Raw genomic sequence first — 18394 nt, forward strand, 5'->3', positions numbered from 1 at the left:
GTGATTGATCTTCCCGATCCGTCGAGTGTGCGGTTCGAGGGACCCTGGACCCATCGCGACGTGCATGCCAACGGGATTCGGTTCCACGTGGCCGAGATCGAGGTGCCACGGCCGCACGACGCTCCACTGGTGGTCATGCTCCACGGCTTTGCCGACTTTTGGTGGAGCTGGCGCCACCAGATGGCCGCCCTTGCCGAAGCGGGATTCCGGGCCGTCGCCGTCGACCTGCGCGGGTACGGAGATTCCGACAAGCCACCGCGCGGCTACGACGGTTGGACCTTGGCTGGAGACATCGCGGGGCTGATTCGCGCGCTCGGCCACAGCAACGCCACGCTGTTGGGGCATTCCGACGGCGGCCTGGTCTGCTGGGCTACCGCGGTGCTGCATCCGCGGGTGGTGCGCTCGATCGCGCTGATCAGCTCGCCGCATCCGATCGCGCTCAAGCATGGCGTGCTGCGCGACAACGACCAGCGCGCCACCTGGCTGCCGGCATTTCTGAGCTACCAGGTGCCGCTCACCCCGGAGCGCACTCTCACGCGCGACGACGGGTTCGAAGTGGAGCGGCTGCTGCGTTTGCGCAGCGGGCCCGCGTTCACGCGGAGCACCGAGTTCACCCAGGCCGCCCGTCGGATGCGCTCGGCAATACAGATCCCGGGCGCCGCCCATTGCGCACTCGAATACCAGCGCTGGGCCTTTCGCAGCCAATGGCGACCCGACGGCCGGCGCTTCATGGCGATCATGGACACCCAGGTGAAGATCCCGGTGATGCAACTGCACGGCGACCTCGACCCGTACGTGTTGGTCCGGACGCTGCGCCGGTGCACAGTCTGGGCGCCGGAACGCGAGTTCTACAGCATCGGCGGTGCCGGCCACTTCGCCCACCAGGAGCAGCCCGACAAGGTCAACGCCGAGCTGCTGCGGTTCGTCGCCGGCTAAAGAATGCAGGCGCCGGTGTCGACCGGCGTGGCGACCTGCGGTGCCTCTGCCAGTTGCTTGGACACTTCCTTGTCGGTGAGCACGAATCCGGTATCCGGATCGTCCACCGCGGCGCCGAAGACGACCCCGAGCACGCGGCCCTGATCATCGACGAGCGGTCCGCCGGAGTTGCCCTGCCGGATCTTGCCGCGCACCGTGTACACCTCACGCTCGACGGTGCTCGACCGGTAAATGTTCGGCCCGGTCAGATCGAGCGTTTCCCGGATGCGCGCGGCGCTCGCGGTGTACGGGCCGCCGTTGGGGTAGCCGAGCACGATCGCGTCGGAACCGTCCGGCACCGGCTTCGGCGCGAACTGGACCACCGGCGCGGTCAGGTCCGGTACATCGAGAATGGCGATGTCGACGGTCGGGTCGAACAGCACCACGTTCGCCTTCAGTGGGCCATCCGGCGTATCCACGTTCACGCTCGTGGTGCCCGCCACCACGTGCGCGTTGGTCATCACCCGATCCGGCGCCACCACGAATCCGGATCCCTCCAGCGCCCGCTGGCAACTCGGCGCCACGCCGCGGATGCGCAGCACACTCGGCTGCAGGTTCGCGACAACCGGCGACGACAGCAGGTTCGCGTCCGGCGCGGCCACGGCAGCGACTGGCGTGCGGGCGAACGGACCGATCACCTCCGGCAATCCGGACGTGTTGAGCAGCGACGAGAACTCGTCGGGCAGCTGCTGTAGCCAGTTCGGCGCGGCCTCATCGACCGTGCTGAGCACCCGTGATCCGCGGACCGCCGCAGCAATTTCCGGCTGTGACGACGCCGCGAGCGGGACCGCTAGCAACCAGGCCGCCACCAAGACGCCGACCGCCTGCAGCACGGCGCCGATGGTGCTGTCGATCCCGCGGGCGGCGGGGCTGTGCATGCTGCTGCGAATCGCCCGGCCGAGCACCATCCCGGCGACCTCGCCGACGATTACGAGCGTGACGATGAGCAGCACCCCGAGCAACACCCGGCCACGTCCTTCGTTGACGTGCACGAGAACGTGTGGCGCGATGAGGATTCCGGCGACGGCGCCCAACACCACGCCGAAGAAGGCCAGCGCCGACGCCACCGCGCCTTGCCGCCAGCCCGATATCGCGGCGACCAAGGCGATGAGCAGGACCGCGATATCAACCCAACCGGATCCGCTCATGTCGTCCTTTCGTTCTCGTGCCCGGCCCGCGAAGGGGTTCTTCCGCGCTCGGGCGTGTCGGGGATAGGTGACTGCGTCAGTGAATCCGCCATCCCGGCTTCCGCCAGAGTCGATTCCAGATCACGAACGTCGTTGACGTCCCATTCCTCTTCCCATCCCGACACCGCAAAGAGCCCGGCCAAGATGCCGCCGGTGAAGCCCCAGACGATCATTCCATCAACGGCGAAGGCTGGACCCATGTAGCCGAGCGGGTGCCGTACCTGAAAGCGGTTTTCCGGGTTCAGCAGGTCGCGCAGTGGCACTCGAATCACCCGCTCGGCCTCGGCGGTGTCGATGACCCGTACCGGGCTCGGCTCGCGCCAGTAGCCGACCACCGGTGTCACGTCGAACTTCGACGGCGGCACGAAGATGCCCGGCAGCACCGCGATGGGATCCACGCCGGCGGGGTCCAGCCCGGTTTCCTCCTCGGCTTCCCGCAGCGCGGTGGCGATCGCGTCGGCATCACCCTCGTCACGACCGCCGCCCGGGAACGCGACCTGTCCGCGGTGCTGACGCAGGGTCGTGGCGCGCTGGGTCAGCAACACGTCGGCGTCGCTCGGCCAGCCGCCCCGGTTGTCCGGGTCTGCTTGCGGAGAGCCGCCGAACAACACCAGTACCGCCGCCTTGCGAACGGTATCGTTCGGGCCCGGAACCCGGTTGAGCACCGGATTGCGACCGGTCGGGTCGGTGGGCAGGTTGCTGGCCACCGCCCGCAGCCATTCGGGCGTCATGAGCGGACTCCCAACGCGCGTTGCACGGTGGCGGCGATGTCGTCGACGCTCGTGAACGGCCGTGCCACTACCTCGGCAACGCTGCCGTCCGCACGAATCAGCACCGATACCGGCAGCACCGCCGGGGCACTGACCGCCGCGGCGACCCGCTTGTCGCCGTCTTCGACGCCGGGCAGGTGCACGCCCAGATCGGTCAGCCGGGCAAGCGCGGGCAGCATGGCGGGATCGGTATGCACGGTGAGCACGGTAATCGCGTTTCCCGCCCGGTCCGAATAGTCCTGCAAGTGCGGCAGTTCGGTGGCGCACGGCGCGCACCAGTAGGCCCACAGATTCAGCAGCGCCGGCTTGCCCGCCAGGGCGTCGGCGAGGTCCACCGGGTGACCGTCGGACAAGCAGGTGAGCCGGATGCCCGCAAGTGCAGCGCGCGGGGATGCGACCGTCGGCGATGCGGCCGGACACGGTGCGAGGCCGGCCGCGGTGCGGGCCTGCTGCAGCTCGGCGGGATTCTCGGCCGCCGCGGCGCTGCTCGGGCCCGCCGCCGGCGAGCCGGAGTCATGCGCGCGCGGCCACAGCGCCACGATCAACGCGATCACGATCGCCAACGCGGCCAGGCCCCAGCGGGCCGAACCGGAAATGCGCATCGACTACATTCCCGCCAATTCGAGCAGGTGCGGCACCTCGGGCCCGCGCAGCAGCTTCGCCGCGAGTTCGGGTTCGGTGGGGCCCAGGCCGTAGGAGGGGCAGTCCTTGGCGAGCACGCACACTCCGCAGGCCGGTTTGCGCGAGTGGCACACCCGCCGGCCATGAAAAATCACCCGGTGCGAAAGCACCGTCCAGTCTTTGCGCTCGATCAGTTCGCCGACCGCATGTTCGACCTTCACCGGATCCTCTTCGGTGGTCCAGCCCCAGCGCCGCACGAGCCGACCGAAGTGGGTATCGACCGTAATGCCCGGAATGTCAAATGCGTTGCCGAGAATCACATTGGCCGTTTTGCGGCCGATCCCGGGGAGTGTGACCAATTCCTCCATGCTGGCGGGTACCTCACCATCGAACCGCTCGACCAGCGCCTGGCCGAGCCCGATCAGCGACGTCGCCTTGTTCCGGAAAAAGCCGGTGGGCCGGATCATCTCTTCAAGTTCTGCCCGATTTGCCTCGGCGTAGTCGCGCGCCGAGGTGTATTTCGCGAACAGCGCCGGCGTGGTCTCGTTCACCCGCTGATCGGTGCACTGCGCCGAAAGTATCGTTGCCACAGCCAATTCCAGGGGCGTGGTGAAGTCCAGTTCGCAGTACACGTGCGGAAAAGCCATCGCCAGCGCACGATTCATCCGCCGCGCGCGCCGCACCAGGCCGAGCCGGGTCTCCTCGCGGAAGCGTTTCGGGATGGTCGACTTAGGCGCCCTTACGGCGTCAGGTCCAGATCGGTCCACCACATAACTGTACGGATCTGCAAGAGCAGAAAGATTTCCGACTCGTGTTCCTTCTGAGACCTCGGCCGTGTTTACTGACCCCATGCAAGGACTCGCAGTAGTGCTCTTTCCGGTGCTGTTGATCCTCTTCGCGCTCGCGATGGAGAAGGTGGAGTTCCGGTTGGGCCAACTGCGTGAGGCAACGCCGGTACGCACGACACCGAAAGCTGCGGCCCAGCTGACGCGTCTGCCGGCACGCGGCGACGGCACTGACGAGGCGGCCCTGCGCGGTCGCCGCGCAAGCTGATCACCAGGTCCGATCGAACTGCTCTTCCAGCGCGCCGAGCCGCAATCTCGTCCCGTACGTGGGATGCATCACTACTGTTCATTTCGTGCGAAGTAGACTCCTCGTTCGAATGAGTCGCTTCTCGTTGCAAGCACAGCGAACATAAAGGAGCACACGTGGACGAGGCACTGGCCAGAGCCGGCATCTTTCAAGGCGTCGAGCCCTCGGCAGTAGCTGCGCTCAGCAAGCAACTGCAACCCGTCGACTTTCCGCGCGGCCACGTGATCTTCAACGAGGGCGAGCCGGGCGACCGGCTGTACATCATCCTCTCGGGCAAGATCAAGCTCGGCCGACGCTCGCCGGACGGGCGGGAAAACCTGCTGACCATCATGGGTCCGTCGGACATGTTTGGCGAGCTGTCGATCTTCGACCCGGGTCCGCGCACGTCGACGGCCACGACGGTCACCGAGGTGCGTGCGGTCACCATGGATCGCGACGCACTCAAGGCCTGGATCGACCAGCGCCCCGAGATCGCCGAGCAGCTGCTGCGGGTGTTGGCGCGCAGGCTGCGCCGCACCAACAACAACCTTGCCGACCTGATCTTCACCGACGTTCCCGGCCGGGTCGCCAAGGCGCTGCTGCAGCTGGCCCAGCGCTTCGGCACGCAGGAGGGCGGCAACCTTCGGGTCACCCACGATCTCACACAGGAAGAGATCGCCCAGTTGGTCGGGGCTTCGCGCGAGACGGTCAACAAGGCGCTTGCGGACTTCGCCCATCGCGGCTGGCTGCGGCTCGAGGGCAAGAGCGTGCTGATTTCCGACTCCGAACGACTGGCTCGCCGCGCTCGCTAGCGGCGCAGGTAGTCCAGTTGCGCCTTGACCGAGGAGCGGGCGGCCGGCCAGAGCTTCTTGTCTACGTCGGCGTAGACGTGCCGGACTACCTGCATGGGTTTGGCATCGGCGCCTAACTCGCCGAGGGCCGCACGAACCTGATCGAGCCGCTCCTGGCGATGGGCGATGTAGAACCGCGCTATCTCCGCCGTATCGGAATGCTCGGGTCCGTGTGCCGGCAACAGCGTGCGTCCGGCGCCCACCTCCACCAGCCGGTCCATCGAATCCAGGTAGTCGGCCAGGGTGCCGTCTCGGTTGTCGATCACCGTGGTGCCACGGCCGAGAATGGTGTCGCCGGTGAGGACGGCGTCATCGAGGACAAAGCTCACCGAGTCGGCGGTGTGCCCGGGCGTGGCCAGCACGGTGATCCGCAACCCAGCGACCTCGATGACTTCCCCGTCGCTCAATGGCTGATCAGAGTCGCGCAGATACTTTCGATCGGCCGCGCGGACCGGGCTACCGGTGCGCTCGACGTGGCCATTGACCCCGCCGGTGTGATCGTGATGGCGATGAGTCACCAGCGTGAGCGCCACCGGACCGGCGACCTGCGCAAGTCGGTCGAGATGGGAACGCTTTTTGGGACCTGGATCGACAACCACGCATTCGCGTTCCCCCGGTGCGCGCAGCACCCACGTGTTGGTGCCTTCCAGCGTCATCTTGCTCGGGTTGTGCGCGAGCAGGACCGACGCGGTCGGCGTCACCTGTCGCAGCTGGCCGTAAGCGGGATGAGTGAGCACCCTCTCAGCCTAAGCCGGTTGGGTGAGCGCCCCAATCTCGACAATCAGCTCGACCTCGACCGGCGAATTCTTCGGCAATTCGGTAACGCCGACGGCGGAGCGGGCATGGACCCCCGCATCCCCGAACACCGAGCCGAGCAGTTCCGATGCGCCGTTGACAACGAGCGGCTGGTCGGTGAATCCCGGAGCCGACGCGACGAAACCGACCACCTTCACGATCCGGGTCACGTTGTCCAGACCGACCAGATCGTGCACGGCGGCAAGCGCATTCAGCGCGCACAACCGGGCCGCGTCGGCGGCCTGCTCGACACTGACCTGTTCACCGACCTTGCCTACGCACGGCAGCTCGCCTCGCACGAAAGGCAGCTGACCCGACGTGTAAACCATGTTGCCGCTACGCACGGCGGGAATGTAGGCCGCCACCGGCGCAGCAACCGGCGGCAGCTCCAACCCGAGCGCGGCGAGGTTGCCCTGCCAGTCCGGTCGCGTGGCCGTCACTGCTTCGGGCGCTTGAGGTAGGCGACGTGCTGCTCACCGGTCGGCCCCGGCAGGACCGTGACGAGCTCCCAGCCGTCGGATCCCCACTGGTCGAGGATCTGCTTGGTCATGTGGGTCAACAGCGGCAGGGTCGCGTACTCCCAGCTGATCAGTTCGCTCATGGGAATTCACCCTAGTCGGCGCGGGGGGACGCCGCGCCGCCGCTCGCTGCGCATATGCAACTGGCTATGGGTGGCGATTCGCCCGTACCTTCAGCGTATGAAGAGCAACTCCACCACCAATTCCCGAACAGCACTGGTAACCGGCGCCTCGGCTGGAATCGGAACCGCATTCGCCCGTCACCTCGCGGCGCAGGGATACTCGCTGCTGCTGGTAGCGCGTCGCGAGGATCGCCTGAAGGACCTCGCCGCCGAACTGACCGATGCTCACAACATCCGCTGCGATGTGTTCGCCGCCGACCTCACCGATCCGGCCGCCCCGGCCGCAATCGTCCATCACGCAACCGCACACGGCATCGCAATCGATGTGCTGATCAACAACGCGGGACTGTCCGGCAAGACCGCGTTCACCGAAACTCCTTGGGAGACAGTCGCGGGCGAGCTCCAGCTCATGGTCACCGCGCCGACCGAGCTGATGCATCGCACCGCCGGCGGGATGCGTCAACGAGGCTGGGGTCGCATCGTGAACCTATCGTCGATAGCGGCATTCTCGCCCCCGGGAGCCAGCCTCTTGTACACCGGCATCAAGAGCTATGTCGCGCTTGCGTCCCAGTCGCTGGACATGGAACTCAAGCCGCACGGTGTACACGTCACGGCGCTGTGCCCGGGCTTCACACGTACCGAATTTCACGACGTGATGGGGACGCGGGAGAGCGCGTCGAGACTTCCCGGCATCCTGTGGCAGCAACCGGAGGACGTGGTGCGCGAAGGCTGGAACGCGGTGATGTCCGGCAATCCGGTGTGCATACCCGGGACCGTGAACAAGATCGCCGCGTCCAGCATGCGACCGCTTCCCGTTCGTGTGCAGTACATTCTGGGGCGCACTCTCAACCCGTTCAAGAACGGCTGAATCCCACAATCAACCTGATTAAGCCGGCCGGTGGCCGTACTAGTCGAGTTAAGACCCGATCAATTCGCCCGTCGCGCTGCTACGGACGGAATGCGCACTATAGGCTCGCGAACGTGTCCGAATCGAACATCGCGCCGGAAGACAAGTGGCCTGCGAAGGCCGACAAGGCCAGGCTGCATTACGTCTCCGGGAAGGGCGGCACCGGCAAGACGACCGTCGCCGCCGCGTTGGCGCTCGCATTGGCGGCGGGTGGGCGCCGGGTTCTGCTGGTCGAGGTAGAGGGGCGCCAAGGCATCGCCCAGCTTTTCGACATTCCGCCGCTGCCACCGGAGGAAACCCGCGTCGCCAATGCTGACGGCGGCGGCGAGGTAGTCGCCCTGGCGATCGACGTCGAGTACGCCTTCCTCGAATACCTGCGCATGTTCTACAACCTCGGATTCGCCGGTCGAGCCATGAAGCGGATGGGTGCCATCGAGGTGGTCACGACGCTCGCGCCCGGCCTGAAGGACGTGATCCTGACCGGCAAGATCAAGGAGTGCGTCATCCGGACCGACAAGTTCGGCAACCGGGTGTTCGACGAGGTGGTTGTCGACGCGCCGCCCACCGGGCGCATCGCCAGTTTCCTCGACGTGACCAAGGCGATGGCCGAGATCGCCAAGGGCGGACCGGTGGCGTCCCAGAGCCTCGGTGTTTCGCAACTGCTGCACTCGGACGAGACGATGGTGCACATTGTCACGCTGCTCGAGGCGCTACCGGTCCAGGAAACCGCCGACGCGATCGCCGAACTGACCGCCAATGATCTGCGCGTCGGCACGGTGATCGTTAACCGGACAAGCAGTGGCTACCTGCCGAAGGAAGCGCAGGCGGACGCAGCCAATGGCAAGTTGGACGCCGAAGCTGTGCGCGCCGGACTGAAGTCGGCGGGAATCACCCTGTCCGACGAGGACTTCGCCGGCCTGCTCACCGAGACGATCGAACATGCGGCCACGCTCGAGGCGCAAGACGAGAATGCGGCGGAGTTGGCACGACTGGATGTCGCCCGCATGCACCTACCTGCGTTGACGGAGGGCGTCGACCTCGGGGGACTGTACGAATTGGCGGCAAGCTTGACCGAACAGGGTGTGAAATGACTCCGGTAGCAACGACTTCCCCCGGCGCCACGCGCACTGCGCCGACCCTCGACGTCGCCGGCATTCTTGCTGACCCCAGCTCCCGGGTGATCGTGTGCTGCGGCGCGGGCGGCGTGGGCAAGACCACGACGTCGGCCGCACTGGCGCTGCGAGCGGCCGAAATGGGCCGCAATGTCGTCGTGCTCACCATCGACCCCGCGCGCCGGCTGGCGCAAGCACTGGGGGTTGCGGAACTCGATAACACGCCACAGCCCGTGGAACTCGGCGACGAGGTCAAGGGCCAACTGCACGCGATGATGCTCAACATGAAGCGGACCTTCGACGACATGGTCATCGAGCACACCACGCCGGAAAAGGCCGAGCAGATTTTCAGCAACCCGTTTTATCAAACTGTCGCTTCATCTTTCGGCGGCACACAGGAATACATGGCGATGGAGAAACTGGGCCAGTTGGCCCAGTCGGGCAAGTGGGACCTGATCGTCGTAGACACCCCGCCCTCGCGCAACGCACTCGACTTTCTCGACGCGCCCAAGCGGTTGGGAAACTTCCTGGACAGCAAGATGCTTCGGATCTTCCTCGCGCCCGGGCGCGGCATCGGCCGGGTGGTGACCGGCGCGATGAGCCTGGCGGTGCGCGGCATGTCGACCATCGTGGGCGGTCAAATGCTCACCGACGCTTCGCTTTTCATGCAATCGATCGAGTCGATGTTCGGCGGGTTCCGGGAACGCGCCAACAAGACCTATCAGCTGCTGGCTAAGCCCGGCACGCACTTCCTCGTGGTCGCGGCGGCCGAACCGGACGCTCTCCGGGAGGCCTCGTTCTTCGTCGACCGGCTGTCTACCGACAACATGCCCCTGGCGGGACTCGTCCTCAACCGGACGCACCCGACGCTGAGCTCGCTGTCTCCTGACCATGCGCTCACTGCCGCCGACCGGCTCGACAACGAGAACGGCGAATTCGACCTTGCCGCAGACGTTCTGCGGATCCACGCGGAGCGGGCACGCACCGCGAAGCGGGAAGTGCGGTTGCTGCAACGGTTTACCAGCGCGCACCCTCGAGTGCCGCTCGTGGGCGTGCCCTCCCTACCGTTCGAAGTGGCCGACCTCGAAGCGCTGCGCGCGGTTGCCGAGCAGCTGACGAACTGAGCGAAAAAGCTGTAAAACGCAACATTTTCACCTGAAACCACGAAAGCGGCGCGGATTGACCGCGCCGCTTGAATTTAGCGATGTAGCTTGTCAGATCGCCGGCTGATGCTGGCGTTGGGTTTGAAAGAATTCCGCCCAGGACTCGACTTCTGGATGCTGCTTGAGCAACGCCCGCCGCTGCCGCTCGGTCATTCCGCCCCAGACCCCGAACTCCACCCGATTGTCGAGAGCGTCGGCTCCGCATTGCATGAGTACTGGACAATGCCGACAAATGGTTGCCGCTTTCCGTTGCGCGGCACCACGGACGAACAGTTGGTCGGGGTCCACTCCCCTACACCGGGCTTGAGAGACCCAGGCGATTCGGGCTTCGGCTTGCTCCACATCGAGTCGGGCGACGGGCGTGTTCATGTGCATTCGGTATGCCCCTTTGCGTTCCGAACACCGGCGAACGGTGCTCCTGGAATGCCACACGGCGAGCAAGCCGATCCCCGACGACTGTACAAATTGCTGCGAGCCGCATCACATTCCGTATTGAGTTGTTAGCTGTATCACGCTGAGGACTCAATCTAGGTAACAGACGGCACAGAACGCAAGACCATGCGGCCTATTTTTTGGTACGTCCGTCCATACGCTGTCAAATAGGCGCGCCGATGCAGCCATGGCGAGTTCGTGCTCGTTCCCGCCGGACGGGCAACGTAGTCTGTCTATCGTGTCGGTGCCCAATACCATCGCGAAGCTTGCGGGCAGCTGCCTGCTCGCCGCGGTACTCGTCGCAGGCTTGCTGTTCCCGATTGTCGGCGGGTTCGGCTTCCTATCCAACCGCGCGGCAGACGCTGTAGACAACGTCTCGGCCGAGCTGGTCGAAGGCAATGTCCCCGCGGTCTCGACGATGGTCGACGCCACCGGCGCGCCGATCGCCTGGCTGTATGAGCAACGCCGGTTCGAAGTGCCCAGCGACAAAATTTCCAACGATATGAAATTGGCGATCGTTTCTATCGAAGACCGCCGCTTCACCGAACACCACGGCGTCGACTGGCAGGGCACCCTGCGCGCGTTCTTGACAAACACCACCAGCGGCGAGATTCAGCAGGGCGCGTCGACGATCGACCAGCAGTATGTGAAGAACTACCAACTGCTCGTTGTCGCCAAGACCGACGCCGAGCGCCGCGCCGCGACGGAAACAACGGTAGCGCGCAAGATCCGTGAAATCCGGATGGCGCTGACGCTCGACAAAAAGCTCACCAAAGACGAGATCCTGACCCGCTACCTCAACCTGGTGCCATTCGGCAACGGGTCGTTCGGCATTCAGGACGCCGCACAGACGTACTTCGGGATCGACGCTTCCCAACTGAACGTGTCGCAAGCCGCACTGCTGGCCGGCATGGTCCAATCCAGTTCCGAACTGAACCCCTACACCAATCCGAAGGGGGCGTTGGAACGGCGGAACACCGTCTTGGACACGATGATCCAGAACATCCCGAGCCGGGCCGCGGAGTTCCGCGCCGCCAAGGAGCAGCCGCTCGGCGTGCTGCCGGAACCGAAGGTGCTGCCGCGCGGCTGCATCGCGGCGGATGATCGCGGATTCTTCTGTGACTATGCGCTGCAGTACTTGGCGAACGCGGGCATCAGCCGCGAACAGGTCGACCGCGGCGGTTACTACATCAAGACCACGCTCGATCCACGGGTGCAGGCCGCGGCCAAGGATGCGGCCGATCGCTTCGCCAGCCCTGATCTGAAGAACATCGCGGAGGTCATGAACGTCATCGCGCCGGGGCAGGACGCGCACCACGTGCTCGCGATGGTCAGTAGCCGAACATACGGCCTCAACGGCGACAACCACGAGACAGTGCAGCCGCAGCCGTTTTCCATGGTCGGCGACGGCGCCGGTTCCATCTTCAAGATCTTCACCACGGCGGCGGCCATGGAAAAGGGACTGGGCATCAATGCGACGCTCGACGTGCCCTCCTTCTATGCCGCCAAGGGCATGGGTAACGGCGGCGCGCCCGGATGCCCGCCAGCGACCTACTGTGTCAAGAACGCCGGTAACTACGCCTCCAAGATGTCGGTGACCCAGGCGCTGGCCACCTCCCCGAACACCGCGTTCGTCAAGCTCATCCAGGCCGTCGGCGTCACCCCGACCGTCGATATGGCCATCCGGCTGGGCATGCGCTCCTACGCCGCGCCCGGAACCTCCGGCAACGGCGACCAGAGCCTGGCGGACATGTTCAAATCACAAAACCTGGGCTCCTTCACGCTTGGGCCGACTGCCATCAACCCGCTGGAACTGTCCAACGTCGCCGCCACGCTCGCCTCCAGCGGCAAGTGGTGCCCACCCTCACCGATCGAGTCGATCGTCGACCGCAACGGCAAGCCGGTGTCGCTGACCCAGCAAGCGTGCGAGCAAGTGGTCGATCCCGGGCTCGCCGACACGCTCGCCAACGCATTGAGCAAGGACGACCAGGGCGGCGGCACCTCCGCCGGATCTGCAGCGGCCGCCGGTTGGACCTACCCGGTGTCGGCCAAGACGGGGACCACGGAAACCCACCGCTCCAGCGCATTCCTCGGTTTCACGCCGTCGCTCGCGGCCGCGGCATACATCTACGGCGACAGCTCCACGCCCGGCGAAATCTGCTCGTTCCCGCTGCGCAACTGCGGCGACGGCAACCTCTATGGCGGTAACGAACCCGCGCGCACCTGGTACACCGCCATGAAACAAGTGGTCCCGGACTTTCCGCCGCCACAACTGCCGCCGCTGGACCAGAAATACGTGCGTGGATCGCAGAGTGCGCAAGTCCCGAATGTCAATGGCAAGAGCCAGGGCACGGCGACTGCGGATCTGGTCAGCGCCGGTTTCAAGGTCAACGCGGTGACCACGCCCGGGTCGCAGACCAAGGGCACCGTCACCGGTTCCTCGCCCGCTGGTTCGGCGATCCCAGGGTCGACCGTGACCATCTATGTCAGCGACGGCACTCAGCGGACAGTTTCGCTGCCTGCGCCGGTCGCTCCGCCCGGGAACGGCGCACCGTCAGTGCCCGACCAGGCGCCAGGCGATCTACCACCGATTCCGCTGCCCCGGTAGGCCTGTGTCTGTGCGTGTTTTTTCACCGCGGGCGGTGAAAAAACACGCACAAGCGATTAGAGGCGAGCCTTGACTGCCGCCGATATCCGGGAGCCATCGGCCTTGCCCGCGGCGAGTGCAGTGGCGGCCTTCATCACCTGTCCCATTTGGCGCATCGATGGTCGCTCCCCGAGCGCTTCGGCAACCTGTGCAATGGCCGTGTCGGCAACGTCGGCGAGTTCGGCGTCGGTGAGCGGCGTAGGCAGGTAGTCGTCGATGATCTGCGCCTCGGCCCGCTCCTTGGCCGCAAGTTCACCGCGGCCGTTCTCCGTGTAGACCTCCGCGGCCTCGCCACGCTTCTTGGATTCCTTGGCCAACACCTTGAGGATTTCCTCGTCGGTGAGGTCGCGTGCCGACGAACCGGCAACCTCTGCCTTTTGTACCTCGGCCAGCAGCATCCGCAGTGTCGCCGTCCGCAACGTGTCCTTGTCTTTCATTGCGGTGGTCAGGTCGTCGCGGAGCCGTTGCTTGAGTTGCGCCATGGTGTCCAACGCTACGCGGTGATGGGGGCCGTGTGCGCTCGGTTTTCGCCTACTCTGGGTAGATGCCCGCACTGACTCGCCCCACCGCCGTTCGCGCCTTGCAAGGCGCCATCGGGGCGGCCGCATTAGGCGTCGGATACGCCTCACTGATCGAACGCAACGCCTTTGTGTTGCGGGAAACGACAATGCCTGTTTTGAAGCCGGGCTCATCGTCGCTTCGCGTGCTGCACATCAGCGATTTGCACATGACTCCTGGGCAACGGCTCAAACAGCACTGGCTCCGCGAACTGGCCGCGCTGGAACCGGATCTGGTGGTCAACACCGGTGACAACCTCTCGCACCCGCGCGCCGTTCCCGCGGTGATTCAGGCGCTCGACGGGTTGCTCGGGCGTCCCGGCCTTTTCGTCTTCGGCAGCAACGACTACTTCGCGCCGGTGCCCAAGAACCCGTTGAAGTACTTCAAGACCGATCACAAGAAGGTCCACGGTGATCCGCTGCCGTGGCGGGATCTGCGGGCGGCTTTCACCGAGCGCGGTTGGCTCGACATGACTCACGTTCGGCGTGAACTCGAGGTTGCCGGGGTTCGCATCGCCGTCGCCGGAGTCGATGACCCCCACCTGAAGCGGGAACGGTACGAGACCATCGCCGGAGCGCCAAACCCTATGGCGGACCTGCGACTTGGACTCACCCACTCCCCCGAGCCGCGGGTGCTCGACAGGTTCGCCGAGGACGGTTACGACCTGGTTCTTGCCGGCCACACACACGGTGGCCAGTTGTGCTTGCCGTTCTACGGCGCCCTCGTGACAAACTGCGAACTCGATCGCTCACGGGTCAAGGGCCCGTCCAAGTGGGGCGCGCACACGCGACTGCACGTCTCGGCGGGCGTCGGCACGTCGCCTTGGGCTCCGGCACGATTCTGCTGCCGTCCGGAAGCAACGTTGCTCACGCTCGTTCCCACGACCCAGCAGAAAGCGGCCACCGGCACCGATCAGGGAGTTGCCGATTCGGAATCGATTTCGCAGTAGCGGGTCTGACCAGCCGATTTAGGTCGGCCGAGCAGTTGTTGTAAGCTACGACAGGTCGATTGCGGGGTGTGGCGCAGCTTGGTAGCGCGCTTCGTTCGGGACGAAGAGGTCGTGGGTTCGAATCCCGCCACCCCGACGCAGGCTGAGAGCAGAGCAAGCTGGCTTGTTCTGCCGAAGCCAAGGAGAGGGTCGCAGCCGCAAGGCAAGACCCCGACTCGTGGTTGAGACGACGAAAACGGCTCCTGACCTTGGAACATAGGTCGGGAGCCGTTTCCGTTGGGACGCCGCACGAGGTTCCTACTAGATGATTAGGCAGCAAAAAGGCAGCGCTAGCGGTCAGCACCTAGCCAAGTAGATTGCGGATGGCGTCGTGTGATCGCATCCGAGGTGACAAGAACCTCGCCGTCGACAAGCCGGTGGTCCGTTGTTTGTCCATTCTCGTAGGCTGTCAAGCACGAGTGATAGCGTGCAAGCCTGTATGACATCATTGAATACAACAGGACTGTATTGATATCAGCGTTTCGGAAACGGGTGATAACGGATGAAAAACGTGACGATCCGCAATCTCAGCGACGAGGTCCACCGTGCCATCCGCCAGCGCGCGGCCGCCCACGAGCGCAGTATCGAGGCCGAGATGCGGGCCATCCTCACCGAGGCGGTCCAACCGCCGCAGCGGGTCAAGCTTGGAACACTGCTGTCCAATGTGATCAGCGAGGAGAACCGGCTCACCGACGACGAACGCGACACCTACTTCGGTCGCGACACCACCCTGGCCGAGCCGATGGTGTTCGGCCAGTGATCATTCTGGACACCAACGTCATCAGTGAGCCGGCCACGAAGAGGCCCAACGCGCGTGTCCTGCAATGGCTGGATGCCCAGGTCATTGAGACCCTGTACCTGACCGCCGTCACCGTCGGCGAACTCCGCTACGGCATCGCCGCCATGCCCGCCGGGCGACGCCATGATGAGTTTGCCGAGTGGCTGGAGAACCACACCCTGCCCGCGTTCGCCGGACGCATCCTGCCCTACGACCTCACCGCCACCGCCGAATACGCCCGGCTCATGGCACACGCCCGCGCCGCAGGCCAGGCCATCGCGGCCGCCGACGGCATGATCGCCGCCAGCGCGGCCGCAACAGGCTTCACCGTCGCTATCCGCGACCGGTCGCCGTTCGAGGCCGCCGGTGTGGCGACCATCAATCCGTGGCAGTAACGCCTCGATCAAGCGCTCCATGGCGCGCACAAGGAACGCCCACCGACCAAACCGATCAGGAATCGAGAAGCCGCCGACGCCGAACCGAACTAGCGTCTGTCCTGCAGGTCGAAAGGGACCCGCTACCGGGCACCCGTGGTACCGAATAGCAATGAAGCACTTTGCTCTTCGGGAAAATTGACTAGAGGAGGTCTGAACGACATGTTCACAAAGAAAGGCGATTCGGCCGTTCTCGCCAAGCTCGGGGAGGCGCCCGCGCAATACCGGGAGATTGGCGAACGCCTGCATCACATCATCCGAGACAGCGCGCCGTCGTTGGAGCCGATCGTGCGCTGGGGGCTGCCCTTCTATGTGAAGGACGGCAAGGACATCTGCTACATCAAACCGGATAAGGACTTCATCGCATTCGGCTTCGGCGAGGTGGTGAACCCTGCGCGTGAGGAAGGTGCCCGCATGCACCCGGTCGCGTGGACGCTCACCTCGCTAGATGCTGCTACCGAAGCCAAGATTCGGGCACTCGTCGAGAAGGCGGTGGCCTGACGAGGGCCCCGTAAAATTCGTTGCGGCTCCCCAGCAACCACTGCTACTTTTCGGGAGCCGTGTCAGTGAACAAGGAGGTGGTACCCGTGAACGCAGTATCGACGTGGGTGCTCCCCCCTGGGGTCACGGTCGGGCGATAGGTCGTCCGGGAGCGCCGTTGCACAGCACTCCCGAAAGGCACGACCATGCAATTCATTTCTGAACAGCGCCTCGATGACGACGCTCTCGAACGCGAATTCACCCTTGGCGAAATTCCCGGCATCCTGTGGACGCCCGCAACTGTCTCCGAACCGGCCCCGCTGATCCTGCTCGGCCACCCCGGCGGACTGCGCAAGATGTATCCCCGACTGCTGGCTCGGGCGCGGCACTCCGCAGCGGCGGGCTTCGCCACGGCCACAATCGAACTCCCCGGCAGCGGCGACCGACCCCGGTCCGCCGTGGCCGAGCAGGCCCGCGCCGACCTGCGCCGAGCGATACAGGCTGGCGAACCAGTTGCCGAAGAGATCGTCGAACGGCTGATCCTCCCGCTGGTCGACAAGGCGGTTCCGGAATGGCAGTCCGCCCTGGACGCCCTCCTTTCGCTGCCCGAGATCCGTGGACCGGTCGGGTATTCGGGTGGAGTGATCGCCATCGGCACCCGGCTGGCAGCGGTGGAACCGCGCATTTCGGCCGCCGTCCTGTTCGCCGGAAGCTATGTGCCCCGCACCATTTTCGACGAAGCCAGACAGGTCACCATTCCGCTGCATGTCCTGCTGCAGTGGGACGACGAAGGAAACGACCGGCAGATGGCCCTCGATCTGTTCGACGCCTTCGGCTCCAGCCAAAAGACGCTGCACGCCAATATGGGCGGGCACACCGGCGTCCCGCAATTCGCCGGCGAGGAGGCGAATCGGTTCTTTACTCGGCACCTGACGTAAGGCCGTTTCCCTCAACGACTTTCAGCACCTGCGTGAAGCCCTCTGGGTAGCGCGCCAGTCCCGGTAGCGGTCGGGACAACAGACGGCGCAGGGGCGATACCCGGCAGCGACGGCACCGGTCTCGTCGGTGAAGAACACCCGATGCGTCCGGTAGCCGCCGCGCGCGAGAGCCCTTAGCGCGGCCGGACAGTCCAGGCGTCCGTAGATTCTGGTACGACGGTGACCGCCCCACGCTCCGGGGACCACGGACCGATACGACCGACCGTCTGCGCCGACAAGCGCGTACGTCGTGGCTGGAACTGTCACGTTGCGTCGTGAAAGACCAGGCCGAGCGTGTGGCGCCGCCCGGAGCGGATCACCGAGACGCCGTGGCGAACGGGCGCGGCCGACCATCCGCGTGTGCTGGCAACCGGGCGATCCCTCGTGGTGAACACATAGCCGTGACCGTGCGGGAGCAGCGTAGCGGTCCCGCGGGACTGGGCCCGGGGCCGTTGCTCGACCAGCAGGAATTCTCCGCCGGTGTGGTCGACACCCGGCTCGTTGAGGTTGATGACGACTTGGAGCGGAAAGAACAGTTCGCCGTACAGGTCGCGGTGCAGCGCGTTCCAGTCGCCGGCCGAATAGCGCAACAAGATTGCGGTGGACCGGGTCTGCCCGGCGTCGTGACACATGCGCAGCCAGTCGTCGAGCGTGTCCGGCCACGGCGCCGGACGACCGAGCTTGGCCCACCAGTCGCGGGCGATGGGCAGCAGTCGCGGGTACAGCGCGTACTTCAGCGCTTCGATCGGCTCCGGGTACGGCGTGGCGAAGTACCGGTACTCACCTTTTCCGAAGCGATATCGGCTCATGTCGATGGTGGCCCGGAACTGCCTGTCATCTTCATAGAGATCACGCAACTCTGCAGTTTCCTCCGGAGTCAGGAGTTGCGGAAGCAGCGCGCCGCCGACTTCGTTGACCTCGGCCGTGATCGCTGGCCAGTTGCCCGACTCGACACGACGTGCCCAACGGTCGTTCGGCGTTGCGTTGGTAGGGCTCATGGAACGTAAA

Annotated in this window: 23 protein-coding genes and 1 tRNA gene; 13 read left to right on the forward strand and 11 right to left on the reverse strand. The window is 65.2% G+C overall.

The window, feature by feature from the left end:
- Window positions 1-3: 3 nt before the first annotated feature.
- The gene (locus FOS14_RS05990) at window positions 4-936 is read left to right on the forward strand and encodes an alpha/beta fold hydrolase (RefSeq protein ID WP_143769617.1); all 933 of its coding nucleotides are present in this window, start codon (window positions 4-6) and stop codon (window positions 934-936) included.
- Here the strand turns inward: FOS14_RS05990 and FOS14_RS05995 are convergent.
- From FOS14_RS05995 to nth, 4 genes are read right to left on the reverse strand one after another with little or no spacing between them, the layout of a single operon-like run.
- On the reverse strand, window positions 933-2123 hold the full coding sequence (locus FOS14_RS05995; protein WP_143769386.1) for a MarP family serine protease: 1191 nt from the start codon (window positions 2121-2123) through the stop codon (window positions 933-935). The two genes, FOS14_RS05990 and FOS14_RS05995, sit on opposite strands and share 4 nt — an antisense overlap.
- Entirely contained in the window at window positions 2120-2893 is a 774-nt protein-coding gene (locus FOS14_RS06000; RefSeq protein WP_143769387.1) for a CoA pyrophosphatase, read from the reverse strand. The genes FOS14_RS05995 and FOS14_RS06000 overlap by 4 nt, the downstream gene beginning before the upstream one ends.
- Window positions 2890-3534, reverse strand: coding sequence for a TlpA disulfide reductase family protein (locus tag FOS14_RS06005; protein WP_143769388.1), 645 nt, complete (start codon window positions 3532-3534; stop codon window positions 2890-2892). Before FOS14_RS06005 ends, FOS14_RS06000 begins: the two co-directional genes overlap by 4 nt.
- Before the next feature lie 3 nt (window positions 3535-3537).
- Window positions 3538-4218, reverse strand: coding sequence for an endonuclease III (nth, locus tag FOS14_RS06010; RefSeq protein WP_370512186.1), 681 nt, complete (start codon window positions 4216-4218; stop codon window positions 3538-3540).
- A 184-nt stretch (window positions 4219-4402) separates the two neighbouring features.
- Between nth and FOS14_RS06015 the strand changes: the two genes are divergently transcribed.
- Together FOS14_RS06015 and FOS14_RS06020 are read left to right on the forward strand one after the other, a co-directional pair.
- Window positions 4403-4606, forward strand: a complete 204-nt coding sequence (locus FOS14_RS06015; protein WP_143769389.1) for a hypothetical protein — start codon at window positions 4403-4405, stop codon at window positions 4604-4606.
- A gap of 155 nt (window positions 4607-4761) precedes the next feature.
- Complete coding sequence (locus FOS14_RS06020; RefSeq protein ID WP_143769390.1) at window positions 4762-5436, forward strand: Crp/Fnr family transcriptional regulator; 675 nt, start codon at window positions 4762-4764, stop codon at window positions 5434-5436.
- Here the strand turns inward: FOS14_RS06020 and FOS14_RS06025 are convergent.
- From FOS14_RS06025 to FOS14_RS06035, 3 genes are read right to left on the reverse strand one after another with little or no spacing between them, the layout of a single operon-like run.
- On the reverse strand, window positions 5433-6212 hold the full coding sequence (locus FOS14_RS06025; RefSeq protein ID WP_255450104.1) for an MBL fold metallo-hydrolase: 780 nt from the start codon (window positions 6210-6212) through the stop codon (window positions 5433-5435). The two genes, FOS14_RS06020 and FOS14_RS06025, sit on opposite strands and share 4 nt — an antisense overlap.
- Window positions 6213-6221: 9 nt before the next feature.
- Complete coding sequence (locus FOS14_RS06030) at window positions 6222-6710, reverse strand: RidA family protein (protein ID WP_143769391.1); 489 nt, start codon at window positions 6708-6710, stop codon at window positions 6222-6224.
- A complete protein-coding gene (locus FOS14_RS06035) occupies window positions 6707-6871 on the reverse strand; it encodes a DUF4177 domain-containing protein (RefSeq protein ID WP_143769392.1) in 165 nt (54 codons plus the stop codon). The genes FOS14_RS06030 and FOS14_RS06035 overlap by 4 nt, the downstream gene beginning before the upstream one ends.
- 97 nt (window positions 6872-6968) lie before the next feature.
- Between FOS14_RS06035 and FOS14_RS06040 the strand changes: the two genes are divergently transcribed.
- The 3 genes from FOS14_RS06040 (at window position 6969) to FOS14_RS06050 (ending at window position 10053) form a co-directional block, all read left to right on the forward strand.
- A complete protein-coding gene (locus FOS14_RS06040; protein WP_143769393.1) occupies window positions 6969-7778 on the forward strand; it encodes an SDR family oxidoreductase in 810 nt (269 codons plus the stop codon).
- Window positions 7779-7891: 113 nt separating this feature from the next.
- On the forward strand, window positions 7892-8908 hold the full coding sequence (locus tag FOS14_RS06045) for an ArsA-related P-loop ATPase (protein ID WP_185981636.1): 1017 nt from the start codon (window positions 7892-7894) through the stop codon (window positions 8906-8908).
- Window positions 8905-10053: an ArsA family ATPase gene (locus tag FOS14_RS06050; RefSeq protein WP_143769394.1), complete on the forward strand. Its 1149-nt coding sequence runs from the start codon at window positions 8905-8907 to the stop codon at window positions 10051-10053. The genes FOS14_RS06045 and FOS14_RS06050 overlap by 4 nt, the downstream gene beginning before the upstream one ends.
- 90 nt (window positions 10054-10143) lie before the next feature.
- Here the strand turns inward: FOS14_RS06050 and FOS14_RS06055 are convergent, their stop codons facing one another.
- Entirely contained in the window at window positions 10144-10467 is a 324-nt protein-coding gene (locus FOS14_RS06055) for a WhiB family transcriptional regulator (RefSeq protein ID WP_143769395.1), read from the reverse strand.
- Window positions 10468-10780: 313 nt separating this feature from the next.
- Between FOS14_RS06055 and FOS14_RS06060 the strand changes: the two genes are divergently transcribed.
- Window positions 10781-13132: a penicillin-binding protein gene (locus tag FOS14_RS06060; RefSeq protein WP_255450138.1), complete on the forward strand. Its 2352-nt coding sequence runs from the start codon at window positions 10781-10783 to the stop codon at window positions 13130-13132.
- A 56-nt stretch (window positions 13133-13188) separates the two neighbouring features.
- Here the strand turns inward: FOS14_RS06060 and FOS14_RS06065 are convergent, their stop codons facing one another.
- A complete protein-coding gene (locus tag FOS14_RS06065) occupies window positions 13189-13653 on the reverse strand; it encodes a GatB/YqeY domain-containing protein (protein ID WP_143769397.1) in 465 nt (154 codons plus the stop codon).
- A 62-nt stretch (window positions 13654-13715) separates the two neighbouring features.
- Between FOS14_RS06065 and FOS14_RS06070 the strand changes: the two genes are divergently transcribed.
- From FOS14_RS06070 to FOS14_RS06095, 6 genes are all read left to right on the forward strand, one after another.
- Window positions 13716-14678: a metallophosphoesterase gene (locus FOS14_RS06070; RefSeq protein WP_143769398.1), complete on the forward strand. Its 963-nt coding sequence runs from the start codon at window positions 13716-13718 to the stop codon at window positions 14676-14678.
- Window positions 14679-14740: 62 nt separating this feature from the next.
- Window positions 14741-14814, forward strand: a tRNA-Pro gene (locus FOS14_RS06075).
- A 414-nt stretch (window positions 14815-15228) separates the two neighbouring features.
- Complete coding sequence (locus tag FOS14_RS06080; RefSeq protein WP_221936665.1) at window positions 15229-15477, forward strand: plasmid stabilization protein; 249 nt, start codon at window positions 15229-15231, stop codon at window positions 15475-15477.
- Window positions 15474-15890 carry a type II toxin-antitoxin system VapC family toxin gene (locus tag FOS14_RS06085; RefSeq protein WP_143769400.1) on the forward strand — a complete coding sequence of 139 codons (417 nt, stop codon included), beginning with the start codon at window positions 15474-15476 and terminating at the stop codon, window positions 15888-15890. Before FOS14_RS06080 ends, FOS14_RS06085 begins: the two co-directional genes overlap by 4 nt.
- 201 nt (window positions 15891-16091) lie before the next feature.
- Window positions 16092-16430 (forward strand): DUF1801 domain-containing protein, encoded by a 339-nt coding sequence (locus FOS14_RS06090; protein ID WP_143769401.1) that lies wholly within the window; start codon window positions 16092-16094, stop codon window positions 16428-16430.
- 185 nt (window positions 16431-16615) lie between these two features.
- Window positions 16616-17347, forward strand: a complete 732-nt coding sequence (locus FOS14_RS06095) for a dienelactone hydrolase family protein (protein WP_143769402.1) — start codon at window positions 16616-16618, stop codon at window positions 17345-17347.
- Between the two features lie 21 nt (window positions 17348-17368).
- Here FOS14_RS06095 and FOS14_RS06100 read toward each other — a convergent pair whose 3' ends face one another.
- Window positions 17369-17653 (reverse strand): Ada metal-binding domain-containing protein, encoded by a 285-nt coding sequence (locus tag FOS14_RS06100; RefSeq protein ID WP_255450106.1) that lies wholly within the window; start codon window positions 17651-17653, stop codon window positions 17369-17371.
- Window positions 17650-18384 (reverse strand): 2OG-Fe(II) oxygenase, encoded by a 735-nt coding sequence (locus FOS14_RS06105; RefSeq protein ID WP_143769404.1) that lies wholly within the window; start codon window positions 18382-18384, stop codon window positions 17650-17652. The genes FOS14_RS06100 and FOS14_RS06105 overlap by 4 nt, the downstream gene beginning before the upstream one ends.
- Between the last annotated feature and the right edge of the window lie 10 nt (window positions 18385-18394).

This window comes from Skermania sp. ID1734, from assembly GCF_007489285.1.
In the GTDB taxonomy this organism is placed as follows: domain Bacteria; phylum Actinomycetota; class Actinomycetes; order Mycobacteriales; family Mycobacteriaceae; genus ID1734.

Excerpts from the sequence above, each read along its gene's own strand:
- FOS14_RS06035 (WP_143769392.1), bottom strand. The coding sequence starts at position 6,871 with ATGAGCGAACTGATCAGCTGGGAGTACGCGACCCTGCCGCTGTTGACC.
- FOS14_RS06040 (WP_143769393.1), top strand. The coding sequence starts at position 6,969 with ATGAAGAGCAACTCCACCACCAATTCCCGAACAGCACTGGTAACCGGC.
- FOS14_RS06000 (WP_143769387.1), bottom strand. The coding sequence starts at position 2,893 with ATGACGCCCGAATGGCTGCGGGCGGTGGCCAGCAACCTGCCCACCGAC.
- FOS14_RS06015 (WP_143769389.1), top strand. The coding sequence starts at position 4,403 with ATGCAAGGACTCGCAGTAGTGCTCTTTCCGGTGCTGTTGATCCTCTTC.
- FOS14_RS06065 (WP_143769397.1), bottom strand. The coding sequence starts at position 13,653 with ATGGCGCAACTCAAGCAACGGCTCCGCGACGACCTGACCACCGCAATG.
- FOS14_RS06005 (WP_143769388.1), bottom strand. The coding sequence starts at position 3,534 with ATGCGCATTTCCGGTTCGGCCCGCTGGGGCCTGGCCGCGTTGGCGATC.
- nth (WP_370512186.1), bottom strand. The coding sequence starts at position 4,218 with ATGAATCGTGCGCTGGCGATGGCTTTTCCGCACGTGTACTGCGAACTG.
- FOS14_RS06050 (WP_143769394.1), top strand. The coding sequence starts at position 8,905 with ATGACTCCGGTAGCAACGACTTCCCCCGGCGCCACGCGCACTGCGCCG.
- FOS14_RS06070 (WP_143769398.1), top strand. The coding sequence starts at position 13,716 with ATGCCCGCACTGACTCGCCCCACCGCCGTTCGCGCCTTGCAAGGCGCC.
- FOS14_RS05995 (WP_143769386.1), bottom strand. The coding sequence starts at position 2,123 with ATGAGCGGATCCGGTTGGGTTGATATCGCGGTCCTGCTCATCGCCTTG.
- FOS14_RS06055 (WP_143769395.1), bottom strand. The coding sequence starts at position 10,467 with ATGCACATGAACACGCCCGTCGCCCGACTCGATGTGGAGCAAGCCGAA.
- FOS14_RS06095 (WP_143769402.1), top strand. The coding sequence starts at position 16,616 with ATGCAATTCATTTCTGAACAGCGCCTCGATGACGACGCTCTCGAACGC.
- FOS14_RS06090 (WP_143769401.1), top strand. The coding sequence starts at position 16,092 with ATGTTCACAAAGAAAGGCGATTCGGCCGTTCTCGCCAAGCTCGGGGAG.
- FOS14_RS06105 (WP_143769404.1), bottom strand. The coding sequence starts at position 18,384 with ATGAGCCCTACCAACGCAACGCCGAACGACCGTTGGGCACGTCGTGTC.